Annotated in this window: 23 protein-coding genes; 10 read left to right on the top strand and 13 right to left on the bottom strand. The window is 67.8% G+C overall.

Going from position 1 to position 22,385, the window contains the following annotated elements:
* Nucleotides 1–7 precede the first annotated feature (7 nt).
* The 3 genes from IG75_RS0116600 to IG75_RS0116590 all read right to left on the bottom strand — a co-directional run bounded on the left by IG75_RS0116600 (nt 8) and on the right by IG75_RS0116590 (nt 2,350).
* Nucleotides 8–346 (bottom strand): DUF6401 family natural product biosynthesis protein, encoded by a 339-nt coding sequence (locus IG75_RS0116600; protein ID WP_030522187.1) that lies wholly within the window; start codon nt 344–346, stop codon nt 8–10.
* An 81-nt stretch (nt 347–427) separates the two neighbouring features.
* Entirely contained in the window at nt 428–949 is a 522-nt protein-coding gene (locus tag IG75_RS36315) for a DUF4254 domain-containing protein (RefSeq protein ID WP_245713345.1), read from the bottom strand.
* 225 nt (nt 950–1,174) lie between these two features.
* Complete coding sequence (locus IG75_RS0116590; protein ID WP_030522185.1) at nt 1,175–2,350, bottom strand: acyl-CoA dehydrogenase family protein; 1,176 nt, start codon at nt 2,348–2,350, stop codon at nt 1,175–1,177.
* 118 nt (nt 2,351–2,468) lie between these two features.
* Here IG75_RS0116590 and IG75_RS0116585 point away from each other — a divergent pair, with 118 nt between their 5' ends.
* Entirely contained in the window at nt 2,469–3,611 is a 1,143-nt protein-coding gene (locus tag IG75_RS0116585) for a cystathionine gamma-synthase (protein WP_030522184.1), read from the top strand.
* 138 nt (nt 3,612–3,749) lie between these two features.
* Here the strand turns inward: IG75_RS0116585 and greA are convergent, their stop codons facing one another.
* Together greA and IG75_RS0116575 are read right to left on the bottom strand one after the other, a co-directional pair.
* Nucleotides 3,750–4,244, bottom strand: a complete 495-nt coding sequence (gene greA / locus IG75_RS0116580) for a transcription elongation factor GreA (protein WP_030522183.1) — start codon at nt 4,242–4,244, stop codon at nt 3,750–3,752.
* Nucleotides 4,245–4,578: 334 nt separating this feature from the next.
* Entirely contained in the window at nt 4,579–5,082 is a 504-nt protein-coding gene (locus IG75_RS0116575; protein WP_030522182.1) for a DUF4307 domain-containing protein, read from the bottom strand.
* Nucleotides 5,083–5,203: 121 nt separating this feature from the next.
* Here IG75_RS0116575 and mca point away from each other — a divergent pair, with 121 nt between their 5' ends.
* The gene (mca, locus tag IG75_RS0116570; protein WP_030522181.1) at nt 5,204–6,070 is read left to right on the top strand and encodes a mycothiol conjugate amidase Mca; all 867 of its coding nucleotides are present in this window, start codon (nt 5,204–5,206) and stop codon (nt 6,068–6,070) included.
* Nucleotides 6,070–6,372 (top strand): hypothetical protein, encoded by a 303-nt coding sequence (locus tag IG75_RS0116565; protein WP_051714662.1) that lies wholly within the window; start codon nt 6,070–6,072, stop codon nt 6,370–6,372. Before mca ends, IG75_RS0116565 begins: the two co-directional genes overlap by 1 nt.
* A 29-nt stretch (nt 6,373–6,401) precedes the next feature.
* Here IG75_RS0116565 and IG75_RS0116560 read toward each other — a convergent pair whose 3' ends face one another.
* Nucleotides 6,402–6,800: an NUDIX hydrolase gene (locus tag IG75_RS0116560; RefSeq protein ID WP_030522179.1), complete on the bottom strand. Its 399-nt coding sequence runs from the start codon at nt 6,798–6,800 to the stop codon at nt 6,402–6,404.
* A 70-nt stretch (nt 6,801–6,870) separates the two neighbouring features.
* On the opposite strand from IG75_RS0116560, the gene IG75_RS0116555 reads away from it, so the two are divergent.
* Nucleotides 6,871–8,925: a thioredoxin domain-containing protein gene (locus IG75_RS0116555; protein ID WP_030522178.1), complete on the top strand. Its 2,055-nt coding sequence runs from the start codon at nt 6,871–6,873 to the stop codon at nt 8,923–8,925.
* 51 nt (nt 8,926–8,976) lie between these two features.
* On the opposite strand, the gene IG75_RS0116550 is transcribed toward IG75_RS0116555, so the two are convergent.
* Nucleotides 8,977–9,372, bottom strand: a complete 396-nt coding sequence (locus IG75_RS0116550) for a RidA family protein (protein ID WP_030522177.1) — start codon at nt 9,370–9,372, stop codon at nt 8,977–8,979.
* A gap of 155 nt (nt 9,373–9,527) precedes the next feature.
* On the opposite strand from IG75_RS0116550, the gene IG75_RS0116545 reads away from it, so the two are divergent.
* The gene (locus IG75_RS0116545) at nt 9,528–10,499 is read left to right on the top strand and encodes a helix-turn-helix transcriptional regulator (protein ID WP_030522176.1); all 972 of its coding nucleotides are present in this window, start codon (nt 9,528–9,530) and stop codon (nt 10,497–10,499) included.
* Nucleotides 10,500–10,507: 8 nt separating this feature from the next.
* Here the strand turns inward: IG75_RS0116545 and IG75_RS0116540 are convergent, their stop codons facing one another.
* Together IG75_RS0116540 and trhA are read right to left on the bottom strand one after the other, a co-directional pair.
* Nucleotides 10,508–12,034 (bottom strand): adenylate/guanylate cyclase domain-containing protein, encoded by a 1,527-nt coding sequence (locus IG75_RS0116540; protein WP_245713344.1) that lies wholly within the window; start codon nt 12,032–12,034, stop codon nt 10,508–10,510.
* 107 nt (nt 12,035–12,141) lie between these two features.
* A complete protein-coding gene (gene trhA, locus IG75_RS0116535) occupies nt 12,142–12,789 on the bottom strand; it encodes a PAQR family membrane homeostasis protein TrhA (RefSeq protein WP_030522174.1) in 648 nt (215 codons plus the stop codon).
* A 385-nt stretch (nt 12,790–13,174) separates the two neighbouring features.
* Here trhA and IG75_RS0116530 point away from each other — a divergent pair, with 385 nt between their 5' ends.
* Nucleotides 13,175–13,963, top strand: coding sequence for an isoprenyl transferase (locus IG75_RS0116530; protein ID WP_030522173.1), 789 nt, complete (start codon nt 13,175–13,177; stop codon nt 13,961–13,963).
* Between the two features lie 242 nt (nt 13,964–14,205).
* On the opposite strand, the gene coaA is transcribed toward IG75_RS0116530, so the two are convergent.
* Nucleotides 14,206–15,138, bottom strand: a complete 933-nt coding sequence (coaA, locus tag IG75_RS0116525) for a type I pantothenate kinase (RefSeq protein ID WP_030522172.1) — start codon at nt 15,136–15,138, stop codon at nt 14,206–14,208.
* A 189-nt stretch (nt 15,139–15,327) separates the two neighbouring features.
* Between coaA and IG75_RS0116520 the strand changes: the two genes are divergently transcribed.
* From IG75_RS0116520 to IG75_RS0116510, 3 genes are all read left to right on the top strand, one after another.
* Entirely contained in the window at nt 15,328–16,524 is a 1,197-nt protein-coding gene (locus IG75_RS0116520; RefSeq protein ID WP_030522171.1) for a hypothetical protein, read from the top strand.
* A 270-nt stretch (nt 16,525–16,794) separates the two neighbouring features.
* Entirely contained in the window at nt 16,795–18,087 is a 1,293-nt protein-coding gene (gene glyA / locus IG75_RS0116515; protein ID WP_030522170.1) for a serine hydroxymethyltransferase, read from the top strand.
* 83 nt (nt 18,088–18,170) lie between these two features.
* Nucleotides 18,171–18,584: a limonene-1,2-epoxide hydrolase family protein gene (locus IG75_RS0116510; RefSeq protein ID WP_030522169.1), complete on the top strand. Its 414-nt coding sequence runs from the start codon at nt 18,171–18,173 to the stop codon at nt 18,582–18,584.
* 78 nt (nt 18,585–18,662) lie between these two features.
* Here IG75_RS0116510 and phoH2 read toward each other — a convergent pair whose 3' ends face one another.
* Together phoH2 and IG75_RS0116500 are read right to left on the bottom strand one after the other, a co-directional pair.
* Nucleotides 18,663–20,012: an RNA 5'-3' helicase PhoH2 gene (phoH2, locus tag IG75_RS0116505; protein WP_030522168.1), complete on the bottom strand. Its 1,350-nt coding sequence runs from the start codon at nt 20,010–20,012 to the stop codon at nt 18,663–18,665.
* Nucleotides 20,013–20,415: 403 nt separating this feature from the next.
* Nucleotides 20,416–20,799: a DUF488 domain-containing protein gene (locus tag IG75_RS0116500; RefSeq protein WP_030522167.1), complete on the bottom strand. Its 384-nt coding sequence runs from the start codon at nt 20,797–20,799 to the stop codon at nt 20,416–20,418.
* Between the two features lie 112 nt (nt 20,800–20,911).
* On the opposite strand from IG75_RS0116500, the gene IG75_RS0116495 reads away from it, so the two are divergent.
* A complete protein-coding gene (locus tag IG75_RS0116495; RefSeq protein WP_030522166.1) occupies nt 20,912–21,184 on the top strand; it encodes a hypothetical protein in 273 nt (90 codons plus the stop codon).
* Nucleotides 21,185–21,245: 61 nt separating this feature from the next.
* Here the strand turns inward: IG75_RS0116495 and IG75_RS0116490 are convergent, their stop codons facing one another.
* Nucleotides 21,246–22,331 carry an epoxide hydrolase family protein gene (locus tag IG75_RS0116490; protein WP_030522165.1) on the bottom strand — a complete coding sequence of 362 codons (1,086 nt, stop codon included), beginning with the start codon at nt 22,329–22,331 and terminating at the stop codon, nt 21,246–21,248.
* Between the last annotated feature and the right edge of the window lie 54 nt (nt 22,332–22,385).

The following is a 22,385-nucleotide window of genomic DNA, read 5'->3' as shown; positions in this document are numbered from 1 at the left end:
AAGTCGTTCATCGGGCCGAGTACCCGGCCTGCAGGCAGGCGCCGGCCAGCCGCAGGTGCAGCCATTCGGCGGTGGCCCAGTCGGCGGGTTCGGTGACCGGTGCGGTCCGATCCTCCAGTAGTCCCCGCATGTATCCGGCCAGCAGGACGGCCGGGGGTATCCGCCCGGCCGTATCGATCCCGAGGTCCAGAATGTCGCGGACGGCGGCAGCGTGCTGATCCAGCTGTGCGGACAGCCCCGGCAGTGCGGCGGCAGCCGCGAAGGCCGGCGCCCCGTGGGTCCGGTGGATACCCTCCAGATAGCGGCGGGCGGAGATCTCGAACACACGGGGACCCAGGGCGAACATAACCCAATGGTAACAACGCGCCGTCATTTATCGAATTGTGATCTGCCGCGCATTTCTGCAGGTGATAGGCCCCGGGGCGACTCAGGCCCGGCGCCGGACCGGCTGGGCCCCGGCCACCAGATCGGTCCATTCGTCGGCCAGTAGCGCCAGCCGGTACCAGGCCGCGTGCACTCGGTCGTCGGAGACACGTTCGGCGTGGTGCAGCAGATGGTTGGCGTGTACGTGGGCGGCCGCCATGCGGTCGATCGTGGCGCCGAAGGAATCGTCGCGCTGTCGCCGGACCTGCCGTCCGGGCGGCTCGGTGCCGATCCAGTGATCGATCAGCGCGACGAGTTCTGCTCGGCGGCAGTCTATTCCGGCAGTCGCCAGCGGGTCGCCGTGCCGGCGGCGATGCAGATCCGCGAGGCCGGTCGCCCAGGTGAGCAGGGGCTCACCGGTTTCGCGACCCTCGGCCTCGGTGAACGCGGCCACCAGCTCGCGTTGATCGGGTAATCGACAGGCGGTGGCGCGTTCGCGTGAATTCCGCGCGGCTTTCACGCCGGGGGCGGATCTGGCCGGGGTGGACGGTCGACGATTGCCCGGGCCGGGCGATTGCGAGTTCATGGCGCACCTCCCTGTACGGCACCCGGGCGTTTTCGGATCCGCGCCGGGCGCAAATATCAGAGTGCGCCGCCGGACCGGCTCATGGGTGACACCGAGATGGCTCGCCGATGACGGTTGGTAACAATGTCCTCCGCGCCTGCGGGATACATTGTGAGGCAATGTATTCGCCGGAAACGGAACGTTGCTGCGCGCGAAATGACAAGTGGCGCCTACCCACTCGTAACGTCAGCGGAACGCCGACGCATCGGTGAGCGCCTTGCCGAGCACCAGCTGGTGGACCTCCGCGGTGCCCTCGTAGGTGAGGACCGATTCGAGGTTGTTCGCGTGCCGCAGCACCGGGTAGTCGAGGGTGATGCCGTTGGCGCCCAATACGGTGCGGCACTCCCGGGCAATCGCGAGGGCCTCGCGGGTGCTGTTCAGTTTCCCCGCGCTCACCTGCTCCGGGGTCAGTTCGCCGCGATCCTTCAGGCGCCCCAGGTGCAGTGCCAGCAGCTGGCCCTTACCCAATTCCAATGCCATATCCGCCAATTTCGCCTGGGTGAGTTGGTAGGCGGCCAGCGGTTTATCGAAAACCTCGCGAGTGCGCGAATATTCGATGGTCGCACTCAAACAGTCGCGGGCGGCCCCGAGCGCGCCGAAGATTATTCCGAACCGTGCCTCACCCAGGCACGCCAGCGGGCCCGACAGACCGGACGCCCCCGGTAGTATCGCGTCGGCCGGCAGCCGTACCTCGTCGAGATCGAGTTCGGATGTGACCGAGGCACGTAGTGAGAGCTTCCCCTTCATTTCCCGGGCCGTGAACCCGGGCGTACCCGCGGGCACCAGGAAACCGTGCACGATATCCTTTCCGCCGGTCTCCGCCCGAGCCCACACCACGGCGATATCGGCCACCGACCCGTTGGTGATCCACATCTTCGATCCGTTGAGCACCCAGTCGCCGCCGTCGCGGCGCGCCCGCGTGCGCATTCCACCGGGGTTGGATCCGAAATCCGGTTCGGTCAGACCGAAACAGCCGATCGTGTGCCCGGCCGCCATATCCGGTAACCACTGTTGTTTCTGTTCCTCGGAGCCGTATTTGTGCAGGGCGGTCATCGCCAGCGATCCCTGGACCGACACCAGCGACCTGAGCCCGGAGTCGGCCGCTTCCAATTCCTGGCAGGCCAGCCCGTACGCGGTGGCAGGCAGGCCGGCGCAGCCGTAACCCTCCAGGTGCATCCCGAGTACGCCCAGCTTCCCGAGTTCCGGCGCGATATCGCGCACCGGGAATTCCCCGGCCTCGAACCACTCCGCGATATGCGGCCGGATATGCCGGTCGGTGAAGGCCGCGACCGTATCGCGGATTTCCCGTTCCTCCCCGGTCAGCAGTGAATCTGTGGCGAACAGTTCGGCGACGGTCCTCATGGCCTCAGGGTAATCGCCGACGGCTGTCGTGCGGACGGCTCGGACCAGGGCGCGAGCCTGCTCACACGTCGGCCGCCCGGCGTGCGGCTGTGCGGCGTAGGACCTTTATGGTGGGGGTATGAGCGAACTGGGATTCACCACCAGGGCTGTGCACGCCGGTTACGATCCCGACCCCCGGACCGGCGCGGTGAACGTGCCCATCTATGCCAGTTCCACCTTCGCCCAGGACGGGGTGGGTGGACTGCGGGACGGCTATGAATACGCGCGCACCGGCAACCCCACCCGGACGGTGCTGGAGGCCAATCTGGCGTCCCTCGAAGTCGGCCGCTACGGCCGGGCATTCGCCTCGGGGATGGCGGCCACCGACTGTGCGCTGCGGGCGATGTTGCGCCCCGGCGACCATATCGTCATCCCCGACGACGCCTACGGCGGCACCTTCCGGTTGATCGACAAGGTGTTCACCGAATGGGGAATCGAGCATTCCCCGGCCGCGATCACCGATATCGACGCGATGCGCGCCGCGATCCGCCCGAACACAAAACTCATCTGGGTGGAATCGCCCACCAATCCGCTGCTCAATATCGGCGATATCCCGGCACTTGCCGATATCGCGCACACTTCCGGCGCCAAATTGGTCGTCGACAACACGTTCGCCACCCCGTACCTGCAGCAGCCGCTGCTGCTCGGCGCCGATGTCGTGGTGCATTCGACGACGAAGTATCTGGGCGGGCACTCCGATGTCATCGGCGGCGCGCTCGTCACCGACGACGCCCAGCTCGACTCGGCCTTCGCCTTCCTGCAGAACGGCGCCGGCGCGGTACCGGGCCCCTTCGACGCCTACCTCACGATGCGCGGTACCAAGACGCTCGCCCTGCGGATGGACCGGCACTGCGACAACGCCGAGACCCTGGCCGAATTCCTGTCCCGGAATCCCGCGATCAGCCATGTGATCTACCCGGGGCTGCCCGAGCACCCCGGCCACGCCGTCGCCGACAAGCAGATGCGGCGGTTCGGCGGAATGATCTCGGTGCGGCTGGCCGGTGGCCCCGATGCCGCCCGCGATCTGTGCTCGCGGACGAAGGTGTTCACACTCGCCGAATCGCTGGGGGGAATCGAGTCGCTGATCGAGCATCCGGCGGCCATGACCCATGCCTCTACAGCAGGGTCGCTTTTGGAAGTGCCCGATGATCTGGTAAGGCTGTCAGTGGGAATCGAGGACATCAGCGATCTGCTGGCCGACCTCGAGCAAGCTCTGAGCTGAACCCGCCGGGGCACCACCGAGTATTCGGGAGACACGCAGGACATGAACGAGCGGCCGTATCCGGGAAAACGGATGCGGCCGCTCGCGTCGTCATGCGGTCCGGTGCCGGCGGAGTGCGCCGCGCCCGGACCGGTGGTCTCAGCTGTGGTACGGCTCGGCGCTGACCAGCGTCACCTTCATGAGGTTGCCGTTCGGCAGGGTGTATTCGCGGGTCTCACCGACCTTCGCATCGATAAGCGCCTTACCGAGCGGGGAACTGGGCGAGTAGGTCTCCAGGTCGGGATTGCCCAGGCCCTCTTCGCGGGTCGCGATGAGGAAGGTCTCGGTATCGGACTCGTCACCGTCGTAGTAGACCTTCACCACGGACCCGGGCAGCGCGACACCGGACTTGGTGGGCGCCACGCCGACCTTGGCATTGTTCAGCAGTTCCTGCAGCTGCCGGATCCGGGCCTCCTGCTGGCCCTGTTCCTCGCGCGCCGCGTGGTAGCCGCCGTTCTCCTTGAGGTCGCCTTCTTCGCGGCGCTCGTTGATCTCGGCGGCGATGACCGGACGATTGGCGATGAGCGCGTCGAGTTCGCTCTTGAGCCTGTCGTGCGACTCCGGGGTCAGCCAGGTCACTTGGGTCTCAGTCATCTCGATCACTCCCTAGTAGTTGTCCCCGGCAGGCCGGGATTCCTGATCACTGCGGCACGGCCCACCCGCAGGCAGGCATGCTTCAGCAGACGGCTATCGCGATCTGCGGGAAGTTCAAAACCCCGACAGTCCGACTCCGGGACCCTCCCCGGCATCGACCGCTCCGGCCGCCAATGCAGCAAACACGGCTCCGAGCCCCGGAACCGTGTGTGAAGCCATTTTAGCATGATTCACAAAGATGCAGGTCGGGCCAGTTTTTACCAGCGGGTCAACTTTGCTCGGCCTACTTCCACGACCCTTGCGATACCCAGGCGGGCCGGGTCCTAACCCGTGCTCACTCGGTTTTCAGGTAGCCGGGCACCTTGTCGGTGCAGGTGTAGATCGCCGCGGAAGCCGGGCGTTCGGAGGCCTCCACGACCGTGGAGAGCCGCACCGTCTTCTCGCCCGCCGTGGGCTGCACCAGCACCTCACGCCGGCCCACCTCGGTGAGGTCGCGGGACATGGCCCGCACCAGGCACACCACCGGTTTCGACGGGTCGGCCCGGGTGAGCCGGATCTGCACCTCCACCGAGGAATCGTCGAGCACGGTGTAGCCGAGTTCCTCCGATTCGATGTCCTTCGGACCGAACTTCGCCCAGCCCAGATAGGCGACCCCGACCCCGGCGAGCAGCACCACGGCCGTGAGTACCACGCCGATCAGGCGGCGATCCGGCCGCGCGGTGCGCCGGCCGTAGCGGTCGGCGTTGCGGTCCCGCGCGGAATCGGCGGCGTCCGGAGAAGCCGCCGCGGCAGAGCCGGGGGAGTCCGGGCGGCCGGGTTCCGGCGTGGGATCGGTCATGATTTCGTGCTCCCGGGGGGTAGGTCGGAACAGAATCGGTCCAGATGGAACTATAGGTAACGAAGTCCGAACACCCGCGACCGAGAGCGACGGTGAACGAGAAGTGAGTGGCCTTCGCCTCATGGCGGTGCACGCCCACCCCGACGACGAATCCAGCAAAGGCGGTGCGACCACCGCACGCTACGCCGACGAGGGACATGATGTCCTCGTCGTCACGCTGACCGGCGGGGAACGCGGCAGCATCCTCAACCCGGCCATGGACACACCCGGGGTGCTGGAGCGAATGGACGAGATCCGGCGCGAGGAGATGGCGGCCGCGGCCGCCGCGCTGGGCGTCCGGCAGACCTGGCTGGGTTTCATCGACTCGGGACTGCCCGAGGGCGACCCGCTGCCGCCGCTGCCGGAGGGTTCCTTCGCGCTGGTCCCGCTCGAAGAGGCCACCGAGGCGCTCGTCCGGGTGGTCCGCGAGTTCAAACCGCACGTCATGACCACCTACGACGAAATGGGTGGCTACCCGCACCCGGACCATATCCGGTGCCATGAGGTATCGGTGGCCGCGTTCGAGGCCGCCGGCGATCCGGAGAAGTTCCCCGACGCGGGCGAGCCGTGGACTCCGCTGAAGCTGTACTACGACCACGGCTTCACGATCAGGCGGATGGAGGTGTTCGCCGAAGAGTACGAGAAGCTGGGCGAACCGTTCCCCCTGCAGGAGTGGCTGGACCGGTCCCGCAAATACGCGGTGGAACGCGGCGACATCATGGCCCGGGTCACCACCCAGGTCGAATGCGGTAAGTACTTCCCGCGCCGCGACGACGCACTGCGTGCCCACGCCACCCAGGTCGATCCGAACGGCGCGTTCTTCGCCATTCCGCTGGAGATGCAGCAGCGGCTGTGGCCGACCGAGGAGTTCGAACTGGCGCGTACCCGGGTCAGCACCGATATCCCGGAGACCGACCTGTTCGCCGGTATCACCGACGAGTACCGCTGATGTGGGCCGCTGCTCTCCCGGTATCGGCGACCGTGCTGCTGGCACAGACGCCCGGTACGCCGACCGGCCCGGAATTCGGTAAGGCGTCCCCGCTCGGGCTGGCGATCGTGCTGATCCTGCTGGCAGGGACGTTCCTGCTGGTCCGTTCGATGAACAAACATCTGAAGAACCTGCCGGAGACCTTCGAACCCGAACATCCGGAACCCGATCAGGAAGCCGACGAGGGCACCGAGCCGGGCGTGCCGCGGCGGCCCGAGTCCGCATCGAACGGCGGCGCCGAGGACCGCGACCGTCCGATGTGACGTACTGCGACCGTGAGTGGTCGCGCGGGCTACCAGTCGACGAGGCCCAGCCGGTGCAGGTGCTCGAAAACGAGCAGTGAACCGGGCGCGACCTCGGGCATGGCAGCGTACTCCGCACCGGTGAAGTAGCGGAATTCGGCGATCTCACCGAGCGGGCTGGGTTCGGCGGTGACCTCGGCGAGGAAACAGGTCATATGCAGCCGTGTCCCGGCGGTGTGCCCGTAGGCGTCGGCCTCGAAGACGCCTAGTTCGCTCACCTCGGTGACGCCGACGCCGAGTTCCTCCCGGACCTCCCGGTGCAATGCCTGCAGCGGGCTCTCCCCCGAATCGATTTTCCCGCCGGCCATGTAGAAGACGGTCTTCCCGGTCGAACGGGTCTGGATCAGGCGACGGTCGCGGATATGGGCCAGGGCGGCGGTTCTGATCACGGCTCCACCGTAGAAGTGGGTGCGGACGCGGGGCTCGGCAGGGCGGCGGCAGGCGTGAGAGGGTGGAAGTGTGAATCGTCTGGGACGCGCGACCTCACCGTACCTGCGTCAGCACGCGGACAATCCCGTGCACTGGCGGGAGTGGGACGCCGACGCGCTGGCCGAAGCCGCCGCGCGTGATGTGCCGATCCTGCTGTCCATCGGGTACGCGTCCTGTCACTGGTGTCATGTGATGGCCTACGAATCGTTCGCCGACGAGGCCACCGCCGCGCAGATGAACGCCGAATTCGTGTGTATCAAAGTGGATCGGGAGGAACGCCCGGATCTGGACGCGGTGTACATGAACGCCACGGTCGCGATGACCGGTCAGGGCGGCTGGCCGATGACCTGCTTCCTCACCCCGGCGGGAGAACCGTTCTACTGCGGGACCTATTACCCGAAGGTGCCGCGCGGCGGGATGCCGTCGTTCACCCAGTTGCTCACCGCGATCACCGATACGTGGCGTAACCGCCGCGCCGATGTGGACACGGCGTCCGAGCAGGTGGCCGCGGCTTTGCGCGAGCAGGCGGGCGGGATCCCGAAATCCGAGCTCACCGTCACCACCGAACTGCTCGACCACGCCGTGGCCGCGGTGCTCCGCGATTTCGACGAAGCCCACGGCGGCTTCGGCGGCGCGCCGAAGTTCCCACCCTCCGCGCTGCTGGAGGGTCTGCTGCGCAGCTGGGAACGCACCGGCGACCCGGCGGTGCGGGCAGTGGTGGACCGCACCGCGGCGGCCATGGCCCGCGGCGGCATCTACGACCAGCTACGCGGTGGTTTCGCCCGCTATTCGGTGGACGCGGCCTGGGTGGTCCCGCATTTCGAGAAAATGCTCTACGACAATGCGCAATTGCTGCGGTTCTACGCGCATCTGGCGCGCCGGACTCCCGCGGATCCGCTGCCGCGCCGGATCACCGAAGAGATCGTGCAGTTCCTGCTGGACGATCTGTCCACCGCGCACGGTCTGGCCTCCGCCCTGGACGCCGACACCCACGTCGAAGCGGGCAAACCCGGTGTGGAGGGCGCGACCTACGTCTGGAATCCCGCCGAGCTCGTCGGCGAACTCGGGCCCATCGACGGCGCCTGGGCCGCGGAGGTTTTCGGGGTCACCACCGCCGGGAACTTCGAGCAGGGCTGTTCGGTGCTCACCCGAGGCGCCGATCCGGAGGACAGCGAGCGGCTCGAACGCGCCCGTACCGCGTTGCGCGCCGCCCGGCAGCGCCGCCCCCAGCCCGAACGCGACGACAAGGCGGTGACCGCCTGGAACTGCATGGCGATCACCGCGCTCTGCGAAGCCGCCCGCGCCCTCGACCGGCGCGACTGGTTCGACGCCGCCTACGACCTCGCGCGGGTGCTCTTGGACCTGCACGTGGTGGACGGCCGGGTGCTGCGCGCCTCGCTCGGTGGGGTCGCCGGTAGCGCGCCCGGCGTACTCGAGGACTACGCCTGGCTGGCCACCGCCCTGCTGGCGCTGCACCAGTATTCGGGTTCGGCCGGCTGGCTGCCGGATATCCATCGCGTCCTGGACGCCGCGATCGCGCATTTCGCCGACCCGGACGAGCCCGGTAGCTGGTTCGACACCGCGGACGACGCCGAAACTCTGATCGCCCGCCCGCGCGACCCCATCGACGGCGCCACCCCCGCGGGGGCGTCCGTGCTGGCCGAAGCGCTGCTGACCGCCTCCGCTGTCGTCGAGCCCGACCGCGGCGCACGCTACCGGGAACTGGCCGAACATACGCTCGCCCGCGGCGCGATGGTGCTGGCGAAAGCGCCGCGCTCGGCCGGCCAGTGGCTGACGGTGGCCGAGGCCGCGCTCCAGGGCCCGTTACAGATCGCCATCTCCACGACCGGCTACCAGCCGGTGGGCGATGCCGAACTGCTGGAGGTCGCGCGGGCCTACGCGCCCGGCGGTGCGGTCGTCGTCCGGGCGGAGGTGGACACCGTCCCACTGCTCACCGACCGGCCCTCGATCGACGGCACCGCGGCGGCCTATGTGTGCCGCGGATCGGTCTGCGACCTGCCGGTGACGACACCGGACGCCTTGCGCGCCGCCCTCACTGGGTCCGCGGCCTCCGCCCCGCGGTAGGAGACCCCGACGCCGCCTACCGGCGGCCGCGCGGAGGCGGCGATACCGGGCTCAGTCGACGGCGGTCCCCTCGAGCTCGACCAGTTGGCCGGGAATCGCCAGCCGGGTGACTCCGAGCATCGTGGTGGCCGGTGCCACGCCGGATGCACCCAGCCGCGAGACGAGTACGCCGTAGTGCTGGAACAGCAGGTCGACATCGGTGGTGTAGACGTTGAGCCTGACGAGGTTCACCAGGGACATACCGGCCTCGCCGAGCACTGCCGCCAAGTTGTCGAGGCTCAACGCCAGCTGGGCTGCCATATCACCGGCATGCTGCGGTCTACCGTCGCCGTTCATCGCGGTCTGCCCCGAGCAGTACAGGGTCCGGGTGTGACCGGAGACGAGTTCGCCCTGGTTGAAACCCATCTCCGTCGACCAAGCCACCGGGTTGACCGCTGTTCGTTTCACTGCCACATCTCGTTTCACTGCCACGTCGAGCTCCGTTCGATTCGGTGAAGTACGTACGCCCATCGGCGCGGTAGCCGCGGTCCGGGACGCCGTGGTGGCAAGCATGCCGACCAATCACGACATCCTGTGTCGTGTATTCGGGTTACAGTTCCCGGATGCGCGCGGACCGGTTGGTGTCACTGGTGCTGCTGCTGCGTCAGCGCGGCCGGCTGACCGCGACGGAGCTGGCCGGCGAGCTGGAGGTGTCCACCCGCACCGTGCTACGTGATATCGAGGCGCTGTCCGCGGCCGGTGTCCCGGTCTACGCCGAACGCGGTCGGCACGGCGGTTTCGCGTTGTTACCCGGGTTCCGGACCGAACTCACCGGGCTCAACCACGACGAGGCGCTCGCCCTGCTGGTCGCCGGATCGCGGCGCGGCGCGCAGGCATTCGGTCTCGGCTCGGCGCTCGCCTCGGCCATGCTCAAGGTGGTCGACGCGCTACCCGAAAGCCATCGGAACACCGCCGCCGACGTGGCGCAGCGACTGCTCATCGACCCGGAGATCGATCTGCTGGCGCGCCGGTCGGTCGCCGAGGAGGTGCCCGGCAACATATCGGCCGAGATCCGGCGTGCGGTGCTCGCCGGACATAAGCTGCGCATCCACTATGCGGCTGTCGACCGGACCCCGGCGTGGCGCACAGTGGACCCGATCGGCCTGGTCACCGTGCGCGACCAGAGCTATCTGCTGGCCACGAGATCCGGCGCGGAACGCACCTACCGGTTATCGCGGGTCTCGGCGGCAGAAGTACTTCCCGAACCGGCCGAGCGCTCGGACCGGGTCGATCTGAGCCGTGCCTGGCGGGAACGCAGTACCCGATTCCGCAACGGCGGTGACCGGATCGCCATCCTGGTACGGGTGAACCCGGCGCGGCGGGACGAGCTGGTGCGCACCGCGCTGACCGTCGGCACCGAGGAAGCCGACGCGGACGGCTGGTTGCGGCTGGAGGTGACCTTCCAGGATGCGCGGCACGCCGAATGGGCGCTGTGGCAGCTCACCACGGACGCGGAAGTACTGGCCCCGCCGTCGATGCGTACGTGCCTGCGCGACCGCGCCGCCGCCATCGCCATTCGCTACGGAGCGCCCTAGCCCAGCGCTCAGGGCGGCGCCTCGTGTTCGCGGTCGGTCCAGGACGGGGTCGGTGCGTCGATACCGCGCAACGCGACAGCTCCGTACTTCACCCACTCCGCGCGCTCGCCCGCCGCGGCGGCATCGACCACACTCTGGGAGACCAGGATGCGCCGCGGTACCTCCTTGGCGCGGCTGGTGAGCCGGGCCGCCGCGTTCACCGCGTCCCCGATCACCGTGTACTCCCGGCGGGTGTCGGTCCCGACGTCCCCGGCGAACACCCGGCCCCGGGCCACGCCGATACCGATATCGAGTTCGCCCGCCGCCAGGACCTCGTCGCGGATCCGGCGCGCGGCGCGCAGGGCCGGAGTCGCGTTGTCGGCCAGCGCGATCGGGGCACCGAAGATACACAGCGCCGCGTCACCTTCGAACTTGTTCACCAGCCCGTCGTTGTCCTCGGTCGCGGCGACCACGGTGGCCATGAGCCGGTTCAGTTTGGCCACGAACTCCTGCGGCGGGAGGCCGGTGGAGATCGCCACCGATCCGGTGACGTCCACGAACAGCGCCGAAACCTCCCGCACGTCACCGGTGAGATCGATACCCCCGGCGAGTGCCCGCTCGGCCACCTCCTCGCCGACGTGCCGGCCGAACACGTCCCGCATGCGCAACCGCTCGCGCAGGTTCGCCGACATCTCGTTCACCGAATGTTCCAACCGGCCGATCTCACTGGCGCTGCCCACCGACACCCGTACATCCAGATCGCCCCGGGTGATCCGGTCCACCGCTATCCGCAGCGTCCGCAGGGGCGAGGCCACGGCCCGGGTCAGCGCCCAGGTGGCCAGCACCCCGACGACCAGGCTGATCGCGGCGAGATAGATACCGGTCCGGATCCGGTGTTCCATGGAGGTGGCCGGATCGGCGAGCACCACGATCAGCGCGCTGAGCGGCATGGCGCCCGAGACCGCCCAGGCCAGCGCCACCCGGACGAACACCGACGAACTCCAGTGCATGGTCGCGCCGAGTACTCCGGCCACGATCGGCACCACCGGCCGGATGACCCGGTCCACGATCAGGTAGGTCAGGCCGGCCGATTCGAGTCCGCCGACGGTGAACATCGCGAGCAGGACGGTGAGGTCCTTCTCGGTGGTCAGGCCGGCCAGCAGGATCGCCGACAGCGCCACCCCGGGCGCCCACATCACCAGCGAGCGCAGAGTGATGGCGAGCGGCAGGTGCAGGATCCGCCGCGCTTCCTCGGGGGTTGGCTTGCGGGAACTGTCCAGCCAGGCGAAATAGCTCATCCGGTCGCGGACGGCCAGTGCGATTCCCAAGAGCGACGCGACGATGGGGTAGACGGTGACCAGCATCAGCCCGCTCAGCTGATCGGCGCCGACGCGACCGGGAAAGCCGATGAGCACCAGCTGGGTCACGATGACCGCGAGACCGCTGAGGTGGGCGGCGATGACGACCGACGCCAGTCCCCAGCGGGCGAGGACGGTCCACTGCATCAGCCGGGTGACCATCCCGGCCCGGGGCCGGGATCCGACACTGTAGGCCATCGGCGGGTTACCCGCGGTGGCCGCTGGAGCGCGGGCGGCCGGAATCGAAGGACACGACTCAGCAGCCTAATCGACGTACCTGGTCAGCGGTCCGGGAACGAGCTCGCTCAACCGAGCAGCACCAGCCAGACCGCCGCGTAGTGGCAGAGCGCGGCCACCACGGTGGCGGCGTGGAAGAACTCGTGGTGGCCGAAGGTGCTCGGCCACGGGTTGGGCCAGCGGGTGGCGTAGAGGACCGCGCCGATGCTGTAGGCCAGTCCACCGGCGACCAGCAGCAGTACCGCCGGCAGGCCGACCGAACGATAGAGTTCGCCGCCCACCGGCACCACCGCCCAGCCGAGCAGCAGGTACAACGGCACCCCCACCCACCGTGGCGCGAGTGGCCACAGCAGCTTCAGGGCGACGCCGGCCAGCGCGCCCGTCCACACCACGGCGAGCAGGATCTGCCCGGTCGGCTCGGGTAGGCCGAGCAGCGCGAACGGGGTGTAGGTGCCCGCGATGAACAGGAAGATCATCGAGTGGTCCGCGCGTTTCATCCGCGTCCGGGCCTGGACCGTCTGCCAGGTGATGCGGTGATAGACGGCGCTGATCCCGAACAGAGCGCAGATGGTGAGTCCGTAGATCAGGGTCGCCACGACCGCTGTCGCCGAGACGGTGGCCGCCGTCGCGACCAGCGCGATCACGGCCACCGCGGCGATGCCGGTGGCCCAGGTGTGGATCCAGCCGCGCATCCGTGGTTTGACCAGCGCGACCAGTGAGTCGGCGGGGTTGGGGAGCGGATCGTCGCTGTTCGGGCCGGTCCGTGGGTCGACCGCGGCACCGGCGAGGGGGCCGGTGGGATCGAGGTCGCCGGGATTCGGGGGACCGCCGGGGGACGGGTCGGACACGTTGCCTCCTGGCTCGAGTATGCGCTGCTCGCCTTCCGGCGGCAGCGCGACGGCCCGCCGCCGGTGCGGACCGCGGATGCCTCCGCGGCCCGCTCGCGGGGCGATACTTGACTCGTGGGTAACCTACGGCGGCGTAGGTTTCTCTCGTGGCTACTGTACCGGTTCACCCGCCGACAGGGGCTGTCTCCGCCGCGGCCGTGATCGCCATCGCATTCCGCCACAACTACGGACCCCGACCGGAAGAGGCGTACTGTTGGTCGTCGTGGAATTTCCGAGTCGGCTGCGGGGCTTTCCCTATCGCATCTACGAGGCCCGTCTGGCCAAGCAGCTTGCGGACAAACAGCATCCGCGCCATGTAGCGGTGGTGTGCGACGGCAACCGCCGCTGGGCCCGGGAGAACGGGTTCACCGATATCACCCACGGACACCGGGTCGGCGCCCTCAAGGTCGCCGAACTGGTCAGCTGGTGCGAAGCCGAGGGAATCGAGCTCGTCACCGTCTACCTGCTCTCCACCGAAAACCTCAGCCGCGGCCAGGAAGAACTGGAAACCCTCTTCGAAGTCATCACCGACGTCGTCGAGGAACTCGCCGCCCCCGAACAGAACTGGCGGGTCCGCATCGTCGGCACCCTGGACGGCCTGCCCGAGTTGGTCGCCAAACGAATGCGCACCGCCACCGAACGCACCCGCGAACGCACCGGCACCCACGTCAACGTCGCCATCGGCTACGGCGGCCGGCAAGAAATCGCCGACGCCGTCCGCCAACTGGTCCGCCAGGAGATATCGGCCGGCGAAACCGGCGAAGACCTGGTCCAGTCCATTACGGTCAGCGCCATCGGCCAGCACCTCTACACCTCGGGCCAACCCGACCCCGACCTGGTGATCCGCACCTCCGGCGAACAGCGGCTCTCCGGCTTCCTGCTCTGGCAGAGCGCCTACTCCGAGATCTGGTTCACCGAGGTCTACTGGCCCGAGTTCCGCCGCGTCGACTTCCTCCGCGCCTTACGCGACTACGCCGCCCGCCACCGCCGCTACGGTGTTTGATTTGCGTGCCTGCGGCGCGCGGGGTTGAGGCCCCCTTGGTCTCGCCGTTTCGGCCTCGAGACTCGAGCCTTCGGCGCATGCGCTTTCGAGGCCGAAACGGCGAGACGGGCCTCAACCCTTTGAGGTGTCTCGTAAGACTCGACGCACTGGGTTGCGTCGACATTCGATGTCCAGGTTCTTTGCTCGCCCGTCGACGTTGCCGGCCTTGCGCTCGCCTGTGCGCATAATCCCGGCCGCTACCCTCACAACTTCCGCAAGCGCAACCGGTTGATCGTATGGTCGGAGTCCTTGCGCAGGACCAGGGTCGCGCGGGGGCGGGTGGGCAGGATGTTCTCCACCAGATTCGGGCGGTTGGTGGAGTTCCAGATGTCCTTCGCGGCGGCCGTCGCCTCGGCGTCGGTGAACCTCGCGTAGTGATGGAAGTGGGCTTTGGGATCGGCGAAACCGGTGGCCCGCAGGCTCAGGAACCTTCGGACATACCAGTTTTCGATATCTTCGATCCGCGCGTCCACATAGATGGAGAAATCGAACAGATCCGAGACCATGAGCCGTGGCCCGGTCTGCAGAACGTTCAACCCTTCGACGATGAGGATATCCGGCTGGCGTACGCAGTGGAATTCGCCGGGGACGATGTCGTAGGAGATATGTGAATAGACCGGTGCGCACACTTCTTCGGCACCCGATTTCACTTCGGTGACGAAGCGAAGCAGTTTGCGGCGGTCGTAGCTCTCCGGGAAGCCTTTACGGTGCATGAGCCCGCGCCGGGTGAGTTCCGCCGTGGGGTAGAGGAATCCGTCGGTGGTCACCAGGTCGACGCGGGGATGGTGGTCCCAGCGGGCCAGCAGTGCCTGCAGTACGCGGGCCGTGGTGGATTTGCCGACCGCCACGCTGCCGGCCACACCGATCACGAAGGGGACCTGCTTGTCCGGATGTGATTCCCCGAGGAAGGTGGCGGTGGCCGCGAACAAGCGCTGTCTCGCCGCGACCTGCAGGTGGATCAACCGGGCCAGCGGCAGGTAGACCTCGGCGACTTCTTCCAGGTCGATCTGTTCACCCAGACCCCGCAGTCCGATCAGTTCCTCTTCGGTGAGCACCAGCGGAGTCGATTTGCGCAGTTCCCGCCACCGTTTCCGGTCGAATTCCACATACGGACTCGGCTCGCTCGCCTTGGCCATCTACTCAGCGCTCCACTCTGCCGGACACTCGTGCTCGCGGTGCCTTGCGCGTGGGATTCCGCCGCTGCGGCTGTCGCGACCCCGGCAGGTCCGGCGCTCTGGCTGTGCCCTCATGGCTGAATTCTGCCCCTCGGCGGGGAGCGGGGGGATCGGGGGGTCCATTAGGGTCCTCCCGTTAGGGTCGAGGCCATGGAAGCCCATCCCCTGGTGATCGAATACCTGCGGCTCGGTCTGGCATTCGACCGGATCGAAGAGGGGTTCGTCGACGCCTACACGGCCGACCCGCGGCTGCGGCAGGAGGTCGAGAACGCGCCGAAGCCCGAACCCCGGGACCTGGCCCGGACGGCCGCGCGCTTACGTGCGGAACTGCCGAACGCCGGTCTCACCGCGGAGCGGACCGAGTTCATCGATGTGCATCTGCGGGCGCTGGAATGCTCGGGCCGCAAGTTCGCCGGGGACGATATCGGTTTCGTCGATGAGGTCCGTGCCTATTTCGACGTCGAGATCGCGCCCGGTGACCCCGCCGACTACCAGGAGGCGCACCGCAGGATCGACGAGGTTCTGGCCGGATCGGGTCCGCTGACGGAGCGGATGGCGGCCCATCGCAAAGCCGATGAGATCCCGCCGGACAAGCTCGAGGCCTGCGTCGCGGCGTTCTCCGGCGCACTGCGCGAACTGGTCCGCGCCCGATACCCGCTGCCCGACCACGAACACGTCACCTACGAGGTGGTCGGTGACAAGCCGTGGTCCGGTTTCAACTATTACCTCGGCAACTACCGTTCGACGGTCGCCATCAATTCCGACCTGCGCCAGCATATGGCGAATCTGCCCCGGCTCATCTCGCACGAGTCCTACCCCGGGCACCACACCGAGCACTGCCGCAAAGAGGCCGGCCTGGTGGCCGCCGGGCAGGCCGAGCAGACGATCTTCCTGGTCAACACCCCGCAGTGCCTGATGGCCGAAGGGTTGGCGGATCTCGCGTTGCGCTCGATCGTCGGGCCCGGATGGGGCCGGTGGGCCCAGGAGATCTACGCCGACCTCGGACTGCGGTTCGACGGCGAACGTGCCGAGCGGCTCGCCGAGGCCTCCGGCCAACTCCTCGGGGTCCGGCAGGATGCCGCGCTCATGCTGCACGACCAGGGCAAGGACGCCGACGACGTGGCCGCCTTCCTGGAGCGCTGGTCGCTCACCACCCCCGATCGCGCCCGCCAGTCGCTGCGCTTCCTGTCCTCACCGCTATGGCGCGCGTACGTCAGCACCTACGTGGAGGGCTACCGGCTGCTGGGCGGCTGGCTCGACCGTGCCACCGATGAGGACGACCGTGTCGACCGCTTCCGCCGTCTCCTGGACGAACCCCTCATCCCTTCGGCCCTCCGCGCGGCCTGAGCGGGGCGCCACGTTCACGGCGTCTTTGCGAGCACCGGCGGGTGTCGTGGGTTACCGACGCCGATTGCGGGCACCTCGGAGGTACACCTCCCATCGTTTCCGGTGGCCCGCGGCCGGGGTCGGTGCCCGGCCCGGCTCCGGAGCGACACGGGGAAGGAGCGCAGCGACGCCGACGGTGGCGTGGAGAACCGGGATCACGCGGCTCCGACCCCGCCTCGCCGAGGACGGGGCAATTGAAGGTCGGCCGGGGCTGACTCATACACTGGCGTGGTGACGCAGACGACCGCCTCTGTCAATACCCAGTCTCTCGGTGAGCTCGATCCCGAACTCGCCACCGCGATGGCGGGTGAGCTCGCCCGCGAACGCGACACCCTGGAAATGATCGCGTCGGAGAACTTCGTGCCGCGCGCGGTGTTGCAGGCGCAGGGCAGTGTGCTCACCAACAAGTACGCCGAGGGTTATCCCGGTCGTCGCTACTACGGCGGCTGCGAACACGTCGACGTGGTCGAGAACCTCGCCCGCGAGCGCGCCAAGGCGCTGTTCGGCGCAGATTTCGCGAATGTGCAGCCGCATTCCGGCGCGCAGGCCAACGCCGCGGTGCTGATGTCGCTGCTCGATCCGGGCGACCGCCTGCTCGGCCTGGACCTGGCCCACGGCGGCCACCTCACCCACGGCATGCGGCTGAACTTCTCCGGCAAGCTGTACGACGTCCACTCCTACGGAGTCTCCAAGGAAGACCACCGCGTGGATATGGACAATGTGCGGGCGATCGCGCGGGAGGCGCGGCCGAAGGTGATCGTCGCCGGATGGTCGGCGTATCCGCGGCACCAGGATTTCGCGGCGTTCCGGGAGATCGCCGACGAGGTCGGCGCCTACCTGTGGGTCGATATGGCGCATTTCGCCGGGCTGGTCGCCGCCGGTCTGCACCCCTCCCCGGTCCCGCACGCCGATGTGGTTTCCTCCACCGTCCACAAAACCCTCGGCGGCCCCCGCTCGGGCCTCATCCTGGCGAAACAGGACTACGCCAAGAAGCTCAACAGTTCGGTGTTCCCCGGGCAGCAGGGCGGCCCGTTGATGCACGTCATCGCCGCGAAGGCGGTGGCGTTCAAAATCGCCGGCACCCCCGAGTTCGCCGAACGCCAGCAGCGCACCCTGACCGGCGCCAAGATCCTCGCCGAACGCCTCACCGGCGCCGACGTCGCGGGTAAGGGCATCAGCGTCCTCACCGGCGGCACCGACGTCCATTTGGTCCTGGTCGATCTGCGCAACTCCGATCTCGACGGCCAGCAGGGCGAAGACCTGCTGCACGAGGTCGGGATCACGGTCAACCGTAATGCCGTCCCCTTCGACCCGCGCCCCCCGATGGTCACCTCCGGCCTGCGTATCGGCACCGCCGCGCTGGCCACCCGCGGTTTCGGCGATACGGAGTTCACCGAGGTCGCCGATATCATCGCCACCGCCCTCGCGGGTGGTGCCGACCTGGACGCGCTGCGCGGGCGGGTCAAGAAACTCGCCAACGATTTCCCGCTCTACCAGGGCCTGGAGGACTGGAACCTGTTGTGATTTCCGATGCTGTGTTTTCGGCGCGGCCGCGCCGAAAACACAGCACCCTGGCTCCTGCCGGGGCGGCATCCTAGGCTCGAACAATGGATACCGAGCTGAATCAGGACGCGGTCACCACGGTCCGCGAGTTCTTCACCGCGATGGAGATCGGTGCGCTCGACGAGGCGCTGGAACTGGTGCACCCCGATATCGTCTGGAAGAACACCTCGCTGCCGGATGTGCGCGGGGCACGGCGGGTCGGGAAGTTGCTACGGGGCCTGGACCGGGAGCAGTTCGGGTTCTCGGCGCAGATGCACCATATCGCCGCGGACGGATCGGTGGTGCTCACCGATCGCACCGATGTGCTGCGGTTCGGGCCGGTGCGCATCTCGTTCTGGGTGATGGGGACCTTCGAACTGCGCGACGGCCGAATCGTGCTGTGGCACGACCATTTCAGCTGGGAGAACTTTCTGCGCGGCACCGCGATCGGGGTCGTAAAGGCGCTTTTCGGCCGCTGACCTGCCGGGTCGCGATCGCGCGGACGCCGTCCGAGAGCGCCGTGGCGCGCTCTCGGACAGCTGCGTCGTGCGCCGGGCCTACGCGTTGGGCCCGTATTCCTCCAGCATCTCGGTGACCAGTGCGGCGATCGGCGACCGCTCACTGCGGGTCAGGGTGATATGCGCGAACAAGGGGTGACCCTTGAGCTTTTCGACCACCGCGGCGACGCCGTCGTGCCGGCCGACCCGCAGGTTGTCGCGCTGGGCCACATCGTGGGTCAGGACCACCCGGGAACCGCTGCCGAGCCGGCTCAGCACGGTCAACAGGACATTGCGTTCCAACGACTGGGCTTCGTCCACGATCACGAACGAATCGTGCAGCGACCGGCCTCGAATATGGGTCAGCGGGAGAACTTCCAGCATATCCCGGCCGAGTACCTCCTCCATGACCTCGCGGCTGGCCAGCCCGTCCAAGGTGTCGAAGACGGCCTGCGCCCAGGGGCCCATCTTCTCGTTCTCGGTGCCCGGCAGATAACCGAGTTCCTGACCGCCCACCGCGTACAGCGGCCGGAAGACCACGACCTTGCGCTGGGTTCGCTTCTCCAGCACCGCTTCCAGGCCGGCGGTGAGGGCCAGCGCGGATTTACCGGTGCCGGCGCGGCCGCCCAGCGAGACGATGCCGACACTCTCGTCGAGCAGCAGGTCCAATGCCACCCGCTGTTCCGCGGAGCGGCCGTGCAGCCCGAACGCTTCCCGTTCCCGCACCAGCTGCACCCGCTTGTCCGGTGTCACCCGGCCGAGTGCGCTGGAATTGTTGCCCAGGAGCCGGATCCCGGTGTGGCAGGGCAGTTCGCGTGCCTCGTCGAGATCGACGACCGATTCGCTGTAGAGCCGGTCGACGATTTCGGAGGCGGTGTCGATCTCGACCATGCCCGTCCAACCGGAGGTCACCACATCCTGTGCGTGATATCCCTCCGCCCGTAGACCTACCGCACTTGCCTTCACCCGCATCGGGATGTCCTTGGACACCAGCACCACCTGACGGCCTTCGGCCGCGAAGTTCAGCGCGCAGGCCAGGATGCGGGAATCGTTGCTCTCGGTGCGGAAACCGACCGGCAACACCGACGGATCGGTGTGGTTCAGCTCCACCTGCAACGTGCCGCCCTCGGTGCCGATCGGCAGCGGTTCGTCGAGCCGGCCGTGGGCCACGCGCATATCGTCGAGCATGCGCAGGGCCTCGCGGGCGAACCAGCCGAGTTCGTGATGGTGTCGTTTACCTTCGAGTTCGCTGATCACGACCAGCGGCAATACCACATGATGCTCACCGAACCGGGTCACTGCCCAGGGATCCGACAGCAGCACCGAGGTGTCGATGACGAAGGTTTTCAAACCTTTCTCAATGAAGCGAGAATTCGCCGAAGGGGCGGATACGGAGCGATTATCAGTCACGGTAGGCTCCTATGGTCTGCGCGGCACCCACACAGACAGTCTCGCTGGGCCGGTAGGTCCGGATGGCTGCTGACGTGGTGCGTCAGTGGCCACGAGGACCGGGTGCCGGCCCCCTCGTACTGAGTTTCTCAGTCACGGTCAGGACCTCCCGAGCGAACCGCAACGTGCGACCCGCCACTCCGAAGCTACCTCCTCACCACCCCTGTGCGCTCGGAGAAATGCGGGAGGCTTTGGTGAATTCGCTGTGAACTGGCCCCGGTTCGGCCGGTTTCGCGCAGGTCAGCATGGGTATCGACGGCCTGCGATCGATTCGGATCAGGTATCGGTGGAATTCACGCTGTCCCGGTACCGGGGCGGCGTGTTCGCTCCGGGTTCGCCTTCGTGTCGCCCGGCGCGGGTCACCTCACTCGCGCAACTGCTCCACGAGTACCGGAACATGGCTGTGACCCGGCTCTTTGACCGCGGTGACCAAAGTCACCGGCGGGCTGCTGCCGGCGCGCTCCTGTAACCGGTGGAGTACCTCGCGGGCCGCCGGTTCGGCGAGCTCGGCCCGGTAGCGGTCGGCGAATTCGGTGCGCCGGCCGTCGGGGTCCTCGTGGAACCACCGGCGCAACTCGGTCGAGGGGGTGATCTCCTTGGCCCATTCGTCGATCCGGGCGACGGCCTTGGCGAGGCCGCGCGGCCACAGGCGGTCGACGAGCACCCGGTATCCGTCGTCGGCCGCGGGGGCCTCGTAGACGCGTTTGACCTGGAAGCCGGGCGGTGGGGTGAGGGTTTCGTCGGTCATCGGGTCATCGCAGCACGGTATCGGCCCGGCGTGGGTACGCCACGCGGCGTCGGCCCGGCGACCCTCCCGGAAACCGGGCCCGGAACCCGGCGCCGGGATTAGAGTCGGCGATATGACCCAGTACGAGGAGTTGGACAAGCTCTCGTCGAAGGAACTGCACGACCGCGCGGTGAGGCTCGCGGTGCGGCACGGTGATATCCGCTTCCTCTGGGAACTGCTGACCCGGATCCCGGCGGCGGAGGCCACGGCGGGCCGGGCCGGAGAGAGCGAAGCCGATATCAAATGGGTGGTGCCCATGCTCGACGACTATGTTCACGCAGGTGACGGCGAACTCGCCGAGGCGCTGCGCGGGTTCTATCTGGAGTACTTGAAGGAGCATTCCTGACCGTTTGCGCAGCGATGTGCACCGCGGACCCGCCGCGGTGCCGGATCGCTACGGCCGCGGCTCACCGGCCGCGGTACTCGCCGAAGAACTCGGTGATCTCGGCGGCCATGAGATCCGCCGCGACGTGGTGCAGGTAGTGGGTGTGCACGTCGTGTGTACGCCACGACACGATATGGTGATCGCGCTCGGCGAACCGCCGGATCCCGTGGAAATCGCCGGTAGAGCCGCACAGCGCCAGCGGCACCGTCGACGGTGCGGTGGGGGCGGGGGCCTTGTCCTTCTCGAAGTAGTGCCGGATCGCCGAACCCGCCGTGCCGGTGAACCAGTGGACGGCGATATTGGCGATCACGAACTCGTCGTCCAGGTCCGGGCCCAGGAGCTGTCCGTTCCAGCCGAGCAGGCCCGACGGTGAGTCCGCGAGGGCGTGCGCGAGGGTCTGCGGCTGCTGTGACTGCAGCACATTGAAACCCATCTTGTTCGCCACGAACCAGTTCAGTGTCTCCAGCGACCGCTGCTCGTCGGCATCCAGGTCCGCCAGCTCGGCGGGGTCCCCCGACGGGAACGAATACACCTGGGCCACATGCAATCCCACGACACGGTCCGGTGCGAAACGACCCAGTTCGACCGAGATCGACGATCCGCCGTCGTTGCCCACCGCACCGAAACGCTCGTAGCCGAGCCGGCTCATCAGCTCGGCCCAGGCGCGGGCGATCCGCTGGTCGTTCCAGCCCTTCTCGGTGGTGGGTCCGGAGAACCCGTAACCGGGGACCGAGGGGACGACGAGATCGAAACCCGCGGCGGTCAGCGGCTCGATCAGGCGCAGGAATTCGATGAAGGTGCCGGGCCAGCCGTGGGTGAGGACCAGCGGGAACCCGGTGCCCTGCTGTGCGCGGACGTGCAGGAAGTGGATCCGTTGACCGTCGATCTCGGTCACGAAGTGGGGGTGGGCGTTGAGCTGCTCCTCCAGCTTCCGCCAATCGAGCCGGAGCCAGTGCTCCGCCAGGGCGCGGACCCGGTCGACGCTCACGCCGTACTCGTCGCCGGAGCCCGGAATCTGATCGGCCCAGCGGCTGCGCTGCAGCCGGTTGCGCAGCTCGTCGATATCGGCTTGGGCGACCTCGATGCGGAAGGGCTGGATGGCGGCCATGTCGGATCCTTTGTTTGGAACGGAATGATTTGTTCTATTTAAAGATAGCAGAAC

The sequence above is a fragment of the Nocardia rhamnosiphila NBRC 108938 genome, from assembly GCF_000720425.1.
Classification (GTDB): domain Bacteria; phylum Actinomycetota; class Actinomycetes; order Mycobacteriales; family Mycobacteriaceae; genus Nocardia; species Nocardia rhamnosiphila.
The sequence above is the reverse complement of the archived record's forward strand: the minus strand, read 5'-3'. Positions and strand labels throughout refer to the sequence as shown.